At 68.9% G+C, this 12,634-nt stretch carries 9 protein-coding genes; all 9 read left to right on the forward strand.

What is annotated here, in order from left to right:
• Positions 1–12 precede the first annotated feature (12 nt).
• Positions 13–327, forward strand: coding sequence for a hypothetical protein (locus RXV88_RS12780; protein ID WP_316293429.1), 315 nt, complete (start codon positions 13–15; stop codon positions 325–327).
• Between the two features lie 583 nt (positions 328–910).
• Positions 911–1,321, forward strand: coding sequence for a hypothetical protein (locus RXV88_RS12785; RefSeq protein WP_316293431.1), 411 nt, complete (start codon positions 911–913; stop codon positions 1,319–1,321).
• Positions 1,318–1,767, forward strand: coding sequence for a hypothetical protein (locus RXV88_RS12790; protein ID WP_316293433.1), 450 nt, complete (start codon positions 1,318–1,320; stop codon positions 1,765–1,767). The genes RXV88_RS12785 and RXV88_RS12790 overlap by 4 nt, the downstream gene beginning before the upstream one ends.
• 42 nt (positions 1,768–1,809) lie before the next feature.
• Positions 1,810–2,379 (forward strand): hypothetical protein, encoded by a 570-nt coding sequence (locus RXV88_RS12795; RefSeq protein ID WP_316293435.1) that lies wholly within the window; start codon positions 1,810–1,812, stop codon positions 2,377–2,379.
• Complete coding sequence (locus RXV88_RS12800; RefSeq protein ID WP_316293437.1) at positions 2,376–2,573, forward strand: hypothetical protein; 198 nt, start codon at positions 2,376–2,378, stop codon at positions 2,571–2,573. The genes RXV88_RS12795 and RXV88_RS12800 overlap by 4 nt, the downstream gene beginning before the upstream one ends.
• A gap of 164 nt (positions 2,574–2,737) precedes the next feature.
• Positions 2,738–5,659 carry a M10 family metallopeptidase C-terminal domain-containing protein gene (locus tag RXV88_RS12805; protein WP_316293438.1) on the forward strand — a complete coding sequence of 974 codons (2,922 nt, stop codon included), beginning with the start codon at positions 2,738–2,740 and terminating at the stop codon, positions 5,657–5,659.
• Between the two features lie 161 nt (positions 5,660–5,820).
• Positions 5,821–7,608, forward strand: a complete 1,788-nt coding sequence (locus tag RXV88_RS12810; protein WP_316293440.1) for a calcium-binding protein — start codon at positions 5,821–5,823, stop codon at positions 7,606–7,608.
• 279 nt (positions 7,609–7,887) lie between these two features.
• Positions 7,888–11,940 (forward strand): choice-of-anchor L domain-containing protein, encoded by a 4,053-nt coding sequence (locus RXV88_RS12815; protein ID WP_316293442.1) that lies wholly within the window; start codon positions 7,888–7,890, stop codon positions 11,938–11,940.
• 184 nt (positions 11,941–12,124) lie between these two features.
• Positions 12,125–12,613 carry a hypothetical protein gene (locus RXV88_RS12820; protein WP_316293444.1) on the forward strand — a complete coding sequence of 163 codons (489 nt, stop codon included), beginning with the start codon at positions 12,125–12,127 and terminating at the stop codon, positions 12,611–12,613.
• Positions 12,614–12,634 lie beyond the last annotated feature (21 nt).

Below are 12,634 nucleotides of genomic sequence, written 5' to 3' on the forward strand. Positions count from 1 at the left end.
GGAGGCATGGGCATGAGCCAGACACCCCTGACCGTGGCCTGCGTGGCCCAAAGCGCCAAGACCGCACTGCCAAACGGCCTTTGCGACCGCTTCGCCGAGGCCGTCCGTTTCGCCGCGAAACGGCCCGTTCGGGCCATCACAGAGCCTGAAAACGCCGACCTGACGCTGGTGGTGCTGCAGGCCGGCCCACAGGCCTTCAGCGCGCGCATCGACACCGCACAGGGGCCGGGCGCCCCGCGCGCCATGTCGCGCCGCGACGCACCGCTCGACGACGCGGCCCATGACGCGCTTTTGGCCGGGCTCGTGGCGAAGGCGCCGCTGCCGTAGGGTGTGCGCTTTGCGCGCACCGCGCCGGACGGCATGCGCGCGGCTTTGAATTGAACTCTACCGGAACGTCGTATTTCCGCCAAAATTCGTTAAAAGCCCCTGAAGCCGGGGCCGCCATTCTGAACTCGAAGCGCGGGGACGCGTTGGGGGATAAGCGGGATGGCGTTGCGGCTGGAACCGGCGGGCACCTATGTGCCGGCCGGATTTGAAGACCCTTTGATATATGGCTTGATCACGCCGGTTGCGGTGGATCAGAGCCATTTTCTGGCAGTGACCGACCATGCCGCCGGGGTCACGCGGATGGCCGACCTGAGCGATGGCCTCGACATGGGCGGCGCCGACTGGCACCTGCCGGGCGCGCGCGTGGCGCTGAGCGTGAACGGCACGGGTGGCAGCGTCGCGCCGCAGATGTTCGAGGTGGCGCAGGGGGCCTCCACCGCCACCCAGGCGATGCTGGGGCAGGGGGCGCAGCAGTGCCGATCTGATCACGCTCGTCTGCGCCAGCGCGGGCGGGCAGGCGTTCTACATCGCCGCCCGGGCCGACGGCGCGGGGATCACCGCGATCGCTGCGAACGGGGCGAGGATGCCAGGTGCTACGCTCACGCGCGGCGACAGCGCCAATGCCTACCTCGACCACGTGTCGGATCTGGCGGTCCTCGGCACGGCGCAGGGGGTCTTCGTCGCCGCCGCCTCGGCCAGCGAACACGGCGTCAGCGTGGTGCGGCTGGACAGCGGCGGCGGCCTGACGCCGGTGGCGCATCTGGGCCAGCCCAACAGTGTGCCGGTGCAGGGCCTGACCGCGCTCGAGGCGGGGGAGGTGGACGGGCGCGAATACCTGATCGCCGCGGCCAGGGGATCCTCCAGCCTAACGGTTTTTGCGGTCTCCGACACGGGCGGGCTGAGCGTGACCGATCATGTGGGCGACGCCCTGCCGACCCGCTTCGCCGGGGCGGCGCATCTGCCAGTGTCGAAAGCGGCGGTCAGGTATTTGTGATCACAAATGGGCAGGGCGACGGCCTCAGCCTCTTCCGGCTGACCGCAAAGGGCCGCCTGGTGCACGATCACAGCCTCGAGGACAGGACCGATCTGGCGCTCGACAATGTCTCGGCGCTGGGGGCAGTTGCAGTCGAGGAGGGCATCGCGGTGCTGACGACCTCGGCCACCGAGGCGGGATTGTGCTTTTACAGGATCGATTTCAGTCCTGGCGCGGTGGTCGCCCAGGGTGCGGGCGAGGTCACGGGCACCGGCGGCGACGATCTTTTATCGTTCACGTCCGGCGCGTGCCGCGACCTGATCAGCGACGGGCCGGGACAGGACACGCTCTCGGGCGGGGCGGGGGCGGATATCTTCCTGCTTCGCGCCGATGGCCGTTGCGATGTGATCACGGATATCCGACCGGGGCAGGATCTGCTCGACCTGTCGCTCTGGCCGTTCCTCTAAAGCGCCGATCAGATTGAGGTGGAGAGCACCTTTTGGGGCGCTGTGATCACATTCGGCGGCGAAGAGCTGGAGTTGCGCAGCTGGAACGGCGCGAGCCTGAGTGCCGGGCATGTCGCGCAGCTTCTGGCCGCGGGCACTGCCCGCATCGCGGTCGAGACCGGGCCGCTGCAGGTGGCCGATCCGCCGCCCGATCCCGACCCGTTCCCGGGCAGTGTGCCAGGCCCCGATCCGCTGCCCTCGGCGCCGGACCCCGATCCGGCGCCTTCCCCCCAACCCCAGCCGGAACCAGCGCCGCCGCCCCAGCCGGGCCCCGCGTCGCCGCCTGCGGTCAACGTGCTCGAGGGCGGCGTGAGGGCAGATGTGCTCGAGGGTGGGGAGGGGGCCGACATGATCGGCGAGCGCGGCGGCGACGACACCCTGCGCGGGCATGGCGGCGACGACACCGTGGCGGGGGCCGAGGGCGACGACCGTGTGCTGGGGGGCGAGGGGGCCGATTTCCTGGCGGGCGGTGGGCGCGACGATGTGCTGCGCGGCGAGGCGGGGGCGACCGGCTCAACGGCGGCGCGGATGTCTTCGTCTTCAACGCGCTGGTCAGCGGCGAAACCGACGTGATCAAGGATTTCCAGGACGGGATCGACACGCTGCGCCTGGCCAGTCTGCCGGGGCAGGGCCAGGCGGCGAAATTCGCGCAATTGCAGATCTCCGACGGGGCCGCGGGGGCCGAGATCGCCTGGGGTGGCCATGTCATCGTGCTGGAGGGCGTCAATGCCGCGGCGATCGGTCCCGACGACATGGTCCTGACCTGAGCCGAGGGCGCAAATCGGCCCGAATTTGACCCGACTTGGTCACATATCCGCAAGATTTCGCGGATATCCGGGCCCGGCCCGCGGTTAAGATGGACAAGCGCCCGCCGGGCTGACACCACTTTGACCAGCGATAAAAACAGACCAGCAGAACAGGCGATCCTCTCATGTGCACCATTTGCTCCTCCTACGAACGGGTTCTGGTGGATGCGGCGGCGGGCGTGCCGCTGACCGACCCCACCGGGCTGGCCGGCTATGCCGCGGTCCGCGAGGCGGTCAGCACCGCCAACCTGAGCGAAGGGTCGGATGCGACGGCGGGCACGGGCACCGCCTATACGATGTCGGTGGGCGATGTCTTTTCCGGCACGATCTCGTCGGGCAGCGACAGCGACTGGATCGCGGTCAGCCTGTCGGGCGGGGAGAACTACGTCTTCTCGGCCTGGGGCACGGGCGGCTGGACGGACGGGTTGAACGATACCGTGCTGACGGTGCATGGCACCGGCGGCGGGGTGCTGGCGAGTGTGGACGATATTGTTCCTGCGGATCCCCCGTTCCCGGGCAATCAATTCTCGGTGGTGCAGTTCACCGCCCCCTCCAGCGGCACCTATTACCTGGAGGTGGAAAGCTTCGACTCCGAGACCGGTGATTACCAGCTGATGGCGGCGACCGAGTTCTACACCGTCCAGCAGGCCGCCACCTATATCGCCGAGATCGACTGGGGCACGCCCTCGCCGATCTATTTCGACACCACGACGATCACGGTGAACCTGGATGCGCTGACCGCCGCGGGCAAGCAGCTGGCCCGCTGGGCGCTCGAGGCCTGGGAGGACGCCATCGGCGTGACCTTCCAGGAGACCAGCGACGCGACACCGGGTATCCTTTTCAGCGACGACCAATCCGGGGCTTTCGCGGGGCCGGCCTACTACAACCCCGAGACCGGTGTGACAGCCCCGAACCCGAGTGCGGGGATACCTGGCGCGACCGTCAACATCAGCACCCAGTGGCTGACCGACAACGGCACCACGATCGACAGCTATTCCTACCAGACCTACCTGCACGAGATCGGCCATGCGCTGGGTCTGGGCCATCCCGGTCCCTATGACGGCGTCGCGACCTACGGCGACGACAACATCCATTCCAACGACAGCACGCTCTATTCGGTGATGAGCTATTTCAACCCCGACGACAATCCCAATGTCGCGGGCGACGATCCAACGATCCTGACGCCGATGCTGGCCGACCTGGTGGCGGTGCACGGGATCTACGGCCGGCCCGCCGCCAATACCGGGGACACGGTCTGGGGGTCGGAATCCAACGTTGACGGCTGGCTGGGCACGCTCTTCGGCATCATCTTCGACGGCGGCACCCAGGACAGCAGCTTCTACACCGGCGGGCCGGTGTCCTTCACCATCTTCGACACCGGCGGCATCGACACGGTGAACCTCGCCCCGGTGGCCAGCGACCAGAAGATCGACCTGCGCCCCGGCGCGGTGTCGGACATCCGCGGCACCGTGGGTGGCATAGTGATCGACGTCGACACCACGATCGAGAACGCCATCGGCGGGTCGGGCGACGACAGCATCGTCGGCAATGCCGCCGACAACCGCCTGATCGGGCGCGGCGGCAACGACACGATCGACGGGCTGGGGGGCGAGGACACCGTGGTGCTCAACGTCACGCGCAATTCGGTCACCGTCAGCCAGGAGGGCGCGACGCTGGTGATCGCCTCGACCCTGGGCACCGATTACTACCGCAACATCGAGCTCTTCCAGTTCTCCAACGGCACCTTCACCGCGGCGCAGCTGCTGGGCGACGACACGGTCGAGCCCGCCGCCCCGACCGAGGGCGACGACATCCTGACCGGCACCGGCGGCGACGATAGCATCGACTCGCTCGGCGGCAATGACCACGTCAGCGCCGGGGCGGGCGACGACACCGTTGTGGGCGCTGACGGCAACGACGACCTGCAGGGCGGCACCGGCAACGACAGCCTGAGCGGCGGGCTGGGCGCCGACACGCTGGAGGGCGGCGCGGGCGACGACACGCTGGCGGGCGGCGGTGGCAGCGCCGACAATGCGGTTTTCGCCATCGCCCGCGGCAGCGCCACGGTCACCGATCTGGGCAATGGATCGGTGCGCATCGTGTCGGACACGCTGGGCACCGACGTGGTGTCGGGGGTCGAGTTCTTCACCTTCAGCGACGGCACGGTCGATCTGGACACGCTGCTGGGCACCGGCGGCGCGACCGGCGAGGGCGGCCTGCAGGTGGGCACCGAGGGGGGCGACACGCTGACCGGCGACGCGGGCGAGGATTCGCTCTTCGGGCAGGGCGGCAACGACAGCCTCAATGGCGGCTCGGGCGACGACCTGCTGGCCGGATCGGCCGGCAACGACACCATCCTCGGCGGGCTGGGCAACGACGAGATCGGCGGCGGGCTCGGCAATGACAGCATCTCGGGCGGGGCCGACAACGACACCATCGGCGCGGGCCAGGGCGACGACACCGCCGACGGCGGTGCGGGCAACGACATCGTCAACGGCGGCGCCGGCGACGACGTGCTGACCGGCGGGACCGGCAACGACACCATGGGTGCGGGTTTCAACAACGACGACGTGCAGGGCGGCGACGGCGGCGACAGCCTGGGCGGCGGCACCGGCCGCGACACGCTCGACGGCGGCGACGGCGACGACAGCATCGGCGGCGGTGAGGGCGACGACCTGGTGCTCGGCGGCACCGGGGCCGACTTCCTGGCGGGCGGCGGGCGCAACGACACGATCGACGGCGGCGCCGGCGGCGACCGCATCAACGGCGGGCTGGGGGACGACGACCTGATCGGCGGCGCGGGCGCGGATATCTTCATCTTCAACGACCTGGTGGGCGGCGAATGGGACATCATCCTCGACTTCCAGGACGGGCTCGACCTGATCCGCCTGAGCGGGGTCGAGGGCCAGGGGCTGGCCGGCAAGTTCGCCGCCCTGTCGATCACCGACGGCAGCTTCGGCGCGGTGGTGCAGTACGGCGGCCACCGGATCGACGTCGACGGGGTCGATGCCGCCGATCTCGATGCGGGCGACTTCCTCTTCGTCTGAGCGGGGCGGGGGCGCGATCCGACCGGTTGGCATAAAATCGCCATAAACCTGCGGTCTATTCCGGCCCGCAGGGGCGGTTTTAAACCCCCGGGTCATGGCGCCGGGGCCGCTTTGGCGGCACCAAGGGGCCCATATCCAAGGCGCGACACGAGAGGGACCAGATGGAAAACGCATATTCCTTTTCATTCGATGCGGCGGGCATCGTCACCGGCATTTTCGAGGTCGAGGAGGACGGCACGCTCGACCCCAAGACCCCCGATGCGGACGAAAGCTATGAGCTGATCGACGGCTTCGTCGTCGAGATCGACAGCGGCCCCTTCCCCGAATGGGAGGTCTATGCCGAGGATCCCGAGACCGGCTACTGGTTCGAGGTGGCCGATGGCGACGGCGTCTTCGACCCGGCGGTGCTCGGCGGGCTGACAGATGTCACGGTGCCGCCCGTCGAGGACGACGAGGAAGAGGAGGGCGAGGATATCGACGCCTATGTCTTCGAGTTTGCCGATGACGGCACGGTCACGGCGGTCTTCGAGGTGGGCCCGGGCGGCGCGCTGGAGCCCGAGGAGATCGACCCCGATGAAAGCTATGCGCTGATCGACGGTTTCGTAGTCGAGACCGAGACCGGCCTGACTCCCGAATGGGAGGTCTACGCCAAGGATCCCGAGACCGGCTATTGGTACGAGGTGGCCGATGGCGACGGCGTCTTCGACCCGGCGGTGCTGGACGGGCTGGCCGGTGTCACGGTGCCGCCCGTCTGGGACGACGAGGAAGAGGACGACTCCGGCGACGACGAAGAGGATGACGGCGACGACTCCGAGGACGATGAAGAGGACGATGGTGAGGAAGACGACGGCGGCGATCCCGACGCCTATCACTTCGAATTCGACGACACCGCCGCGGTGATCGCGGTTTCCGAGGTCGAGGACGACGGCACGCTGGACCCCGAGGAGATCGAGGACGACGAAAGCTATACCCTGATCGAAGGCTTCGTGTTGAAGACCGAACACGGCCACGGCGCGCCGGAATGGTCGGTCTATGCCAAGGACCCCGACACCGACCATTGGTACGAGGTGGCCGAGGGCTACGGCACCTTCGTGCCCGCGCTGCTGCAGGAACTGCCCGCCCAGGTGTCGGCCGAGGTCATGGCCCATTACGTCGCCGCGCATGACATCTCGTACCATTGGGGCGAGGAGGGCGACGACAGCCTGGAAGGCGACGCGGGCGACGACCACATGGGCGCCGGCGCGGGCAACGACCATGCCCATGGCGGCGGCGGCAACGACGTGATGGGCGGAGGCCTGGGCAACGACACCATGTCGGGCGACGCGGGTGACGACGTGATCGGCTGCGGCCTGGGCGATGATAGCGCCGACGGCGGCGATGGCGAGGACGTGGTCAACGGTGGCGCGGGCGACGACACCATGTCGGGCGGCACCGGCGACGACACCATGGGCGCCTCCTTCGGCAGCGACAGCGTCGACGGCGGCGACGGTCACGACAACATGGGCGGCGGCGCGGGCACCGACGACATCGCCTGCGGCGAAGGCGACGATCATGCCGGCGGCGGCGAGGGCGACGACACGATCAATGGCGATGCGGGCGACGACTTCCTCGCCGGCGGCGGGCGTGACGACCTGATCGACGGCGGCACCGGCAACGACACGATCAACGGCGGCAAGGGCAACGACACCATGACCGGCGGCGAAGGGGCGGATGTCTTCGTCTTCCGCCATTTCAACGACGGCGAGGTCGACCTGATCACCGATTTCGAGGACGGCATCGACCTGTTGCGGCTCAAGGACGTGGAGACCGAGGACGGCCAGAGCGATTTCGAGGCGCTCACCATCACCGACACCGCCGCGGGCGCGCAGATCGTCAATGACGGCCACACCATCGTGCTCGAAGGCGTCGCGGAGGCCGATCTGGGGGCCGAGGATTTCCTCTTCGTCTGAGCCTGAAACAGGCTCTCATCCGGCCCGAAACGGGTCTTGCGGCGCCCCGTCCCGGGGCGCCGTTCGCATGACCGGGGCGCGAAGGGACAGGCCGGATGGCCGCGTCCCGGCCCCACCCTGTGGCGAAAACAAAGCGCCCGGGCCGCCAATCGGCGCGCGGTGGCCTTTCGCGTTTGACAGCGCAGCGGCACAGTTTCTAGGATTCCGGCCATAATAAAAACATCCCCGAGTGGCAGGCCTCGGGCCTGCGCCCCGGGATGAACGAGGAAAGAGAGCAGAATGTCCAAGGACACGACAGACGGCCCGCTGGCCCTGACCCGCCATGCGGTGATCGACGGCACCGACGCCCCCGAGACGCTGACCGGCACCGGCGACGCCGACACGATCAACGGCCTGGACGGGGTCGACGTGATCGAGGCGGGCGCGGGCGACGACGTGGTGCTGGCCGGCGACGGCGACGATCTGGTCTACGGCGACGCGGGGAACGACACGCTCGACGGCGAGGATGGCAACGACACGCTGGTGGGCGGCGCGGGCGACGACATCTTCGTGCTGTCGGCAGGCAACGACGCCTATTTCGGCGAACAGGTGGTGTCGACCGTGCCGGGCGGGCGCGACGTGCTCGACATGGGCGCCACGATCTCGGGGATCGAGGTGATCTTTGCGGATGCCGGAGAGGGCACCGCCACCGGCACCTTTTACGACGCACGGTTCTTCGGCATCGAGGTCGTGATCGGCTCGGGCTTGGGCGACGTGATCGCGGGCGCGGGTGGCGACGACACCTTCGAGGGCGGCGACGGCGCGGACCTGCTGTCGGGCGGCGCGGGCAACGACGACCTGACAGGCGGCGCGGGCAACGACATTCTGATGATCGGCACCGGCGACGACACGGTGACGGGCGGCACGGGCGGCGACCTGCTGTCGGGCGAGGACCTGAACCAGGCGATGGTTCTGACCATGACCGGCGCGGGCAGCGGCGCGCTGGTGCTCGACAACGGCGACGTGACCGGCTTTGCCGAGGTCGAGTCGATCCGCGGGTCGGAGTTCGGCGACGTCATGACCGGCGCCGGGGGCGCGGATGTCTTCGACGGCGAGGGTGGCGACGACACGCTGGTGGGCGGCGCGGGCGACGATGTGCTGACCGGCGGCGAGGGATCGGACGTGATCGACGGCGGCGCGGGCTTTGACACGGCGGTGCTGCCGGAGACCCCGTCGCAGGCGGTGATCTTTTTGCGCGAGGACGGGTCGCTGCGCGTGCTCTCGGCGGATGGCGACGACATCTACCGCAATGTCGAGCTTTTCAGCTTTGCCGGCGGCGTCGACGTGCCGCTGGCCACCATGCAGGCCATTGCGGTGCCCGAACCCGCGCCCGAGCTGGGCACCGAGGGCGACGACACGATCTTCGGGCGCGAAGAGATCGACGTGATCGAGGCGGGCGCGGGCGACGACCTGGTGCTGGCCCGGGACGGCGCGGATCTGGTCAACGGCGGCGACGGCAACGATACGCTCGACGGCGAGGGTGGCGACGACACGCTGGTGGGCGGCGCGGGCGACGACACGCTGGTTCTGTCGACGGGCAGCGACGCCTATTTCGGTGATCAGGCAGGCACCGAGCCGCAGGCCCCGGCCGACCGCGACATCCTCGACATGAGCGCCCTGACCACGACGACCACCGATGCGGAGGGCACCTACATCGTCACCGGCACCAACGTGGTCCTGACCGATGCCGGCATCGGCACGGTCGCGCTGATCGACGCCGCGACCGGCGCGGCGCGCATTGACGAAGAGAACCGCTTTTTCGGCATCGAAGAGATCGTCGGCTCGGATCTGAACGACACCTTCGCGGGGGCGGGCGGCGACGATGTCTTTGCGGGCGGCGCGGGCGACGATGTCGTGCTGGCCAGCACCGGCGACGATGTCCTGGCGGGCGGCGCGGGCGGCGACCAGCTGAGCGGCGAGACGCTGGATCAGGCCATGACGGTGACCACCTCGGCCAGCGGCACGGGGGCCTTCACGCTGGAGAACGGCGGCCTCACGAGCTTTACCGGGATGGAGACGATCCGCGGATCCGATCTGGACGACACCATGACCGGCGGCGCGGGCGACGACATCTTTGAGGGCGCGGGCGGCGACGACATCATCGAGGGCGGCGCGGGATCGGATGTCGCCATTCTGTCCGGCACGCCCTCGCGCTACGATTACTTCCTGCGCGAGGACGGCAGCCTGCGCATCGTGGCGAATGCGGACAACCCCACGGACACAGGTTCCGACGTCTATACCGGGATCGAGACGTTCCGCTTCGACGGCGGGGTCGAGGTGCCGCTTTCGGCGCTCGAGGCCATTGCCCTGCCCGACACCGCGGGCGGGGTCGAGGCGCCCTCGGGCGACACCACGCCGCTGACCGGCGTGCGCGCGCCGGTGGGCGACGACATCGCCAGCCGCGCCGACCCGGCCATTGGCGACGCGCTTTTCGGGACCGAGAACACGCCGCTGCTGAGCATCGACTACCAGGGCTCGCCCGACGCCATCGGGCTTTTGCCCGAGGGCTACACCGTCACCGACGGCGCGATCAGCGTCGGGATCGAGAACGGTATCTTCCTGACCACCGGCGGCGGGCCGGGCACGCAGAACACCTCGACCAGTTTCGGCGAGAACCTGGGCACCCCGGGCAATGCGCTGCTCGACGCGGCGGTCGCGGCGGCCTTCGAGGACGCGGGCGGCACCAACGATGCGGCAGTGCTGACCTTCACCTTCGATTCCAGCCTGCTGGAAGAGGGCCAGGAGACGCTGGCGCTGAACGTCTTCTTCGGGTCGGACGAATATCCCGAATTCGCCGACAGCTCGTTCGTCGATATCGCGGCGGTCTACGTCAACGGGCAGAACTACGCGCTCTTCAACAACGACCCCGAACAGCCGCTGTCGATCGTCGGCGAAAGCATCAACACCCCGGGCAATTTCTTTTCCAACGGCAACGACACTTTCGACACCGAATATGACGGCATCTCGGCGCTGCTGACGGTGCTGGCGCCGGTGGTCGAGGGCACCAACACGGTCACCATCGGCATCGCCGACACCGGGGATTCGATCTACGATTCGGGGCTCTGGGTGGGCAACCTGGCGGGCTCGGACATCGACGCCTTCGGCAGTTTCGTCAACGTGCCGGGCACCCAGGACAACGATGTCTTCGATCTCAACATCGCGCCGCAGATCGTCGATCTGGTGGGCGGGCGCGACCTGGTGCGCGGCAGCCTGGCGCAGCTCGACAACGACGTGATCAACGGCTGGGGCGACAACGACCTCTTGCTCTGGACCGAGGATTTTGACCCCGCCGCGGTCAGCGTCACGGCCGATGACCAGCAGGCCGAGATCGTGGTCGATCTGAACGGCGACGGCACCGCCGAAAGCCGCACGCTGATCTTCGGCAACTTCAGCCAGGCGGAATTCTTTGTCGAGGCGGTGTCCGGCGGCGTGCAGCTTTACACCATCGGCGTGCTGCCCGACCCGCCGATCTTTGCCGTGGGCACCGATGCGGGCGACAACCTGCGCGGCGGCACCGGCAACGACCAGCTTTCGGGCGGCGCGGGCCAGGACACGCTGGGCGGCGGCGAGGGCGCCGACACCCTGGCGGGCGGCGCAGGCGACGACAGCATCACCGGTGATTTCGGCGCCGACAGCATCGGCGGCGGCCTGGGCAACGACACCATCTATGGCGGTGCGGGCAACGACATCATCGGCGGCGGCATGGACCAGGACAGCGTCCTGGGCGGCACCGGCAACGACATCGTCAACGGCGGCGCGGGCGACGATCTGCTGGACGGGCAGGCGGGCAACGACACCGCCGGGGGCTCTTTCGGCAACGACAGCGTCTATGGCGGCACCGGCAACGACAGCCTGGGCGGCGGCACGGGTCAGGATTACCTTTTCGGCGGGCTCGGTGACGACATCATCGGCGGCGGCGAGGGCAACGACGTGATCGAGGGCTTCGACGGGGCGAACTTCCTTGCGGGCGGCGGGCGCGACGATCTGGTGATCGGCGGTCTGGGCAGCGACACGATCAACGGCGGGTCGGGCAACGACACGCTGATGGGCGGCGCGGGCGCGGATATGTTCGTCTTCAATGACCCGCGCGACGGCGAGTTCGACATGATCGTCGATTTCGAGGTCGGGGTGGACACGATCCGCTTTACCGGCGGCAATGTCGCGGCGGTGGATGTGAGCTTTGCGGTGATCGACGATCTGCCCGGCGTCCTGCTGGAGCTGGGCGGGCACGAGATCCATCTGCTGGGGGTGATCGAATCCGAATTCGACCCCGGCGACATGCTCTTCGTCTGAGCCCGGAGGCGCCCCCCGCGCGGCAAGGTTTGTCTGGACCGGCAAGGGCGGTCTGGTAAGGTAGCCCTATTACGGCGGCCAATTCGGATCGTTCCTTGTGACCAGGTTTTTCAGAAGTGTTCCCTTTCTGGCGCTCGCGGCCCTTCTGGCCGTGCTTGTGGCGCGGGGAACCATGGGGGGAGACATGCCAGACAACCGCGACGCCCCGGCCCCCGCCGGGGCCGCAGTGCTGTTCTGGGGCCAGCCGCTGAGCATCCCCAGCGACCGGCCCGGACATGCCGAGCTGAGCGCGGCGCTGGCCCGGAGCCCGGTCTGCGAGGACGCAGGGCAGGGGCTGAACTGGGACGCCTTCACCGATTTGGCCGAGCTGCGGATCTGCGCCGCGCGCGCCGCACAGCGCGCCGCCGATACGGGCGGCGCCGCGGCGGTGCAGGGCTGGCTGGAGGGGCTGGGCTTCGATCCGGTGGCGCGGCAGGAGCGGCCCGCGGGCACCTTGATGCTTTTCAACACCGACGGGCCTGGGGTGTCACTGACCGGCACCTGGGCGGCCCAACGCCGCCCGCTGCCGCTGGCGCCGGCGGTGACGCAGGGGGCCTATGCGCTGTCGCTGGGGCTGACGCTCTCGGCCGGGGGGCGGGTCCTGCACACCGACGCGGCGCTTTTGCGCCAGTAGAATTTCGCTCCGGGCGGGTCC

This window comes from Aestuariicoccus sp. MJ-SS9, from assembly GCF_032586235.1.
Lineage (GTDB): Bacteria > Pseudomonadota > Alphaproteobacteria > Rhodobacterales > Rhodobacteraceae > Aestuariicoccus.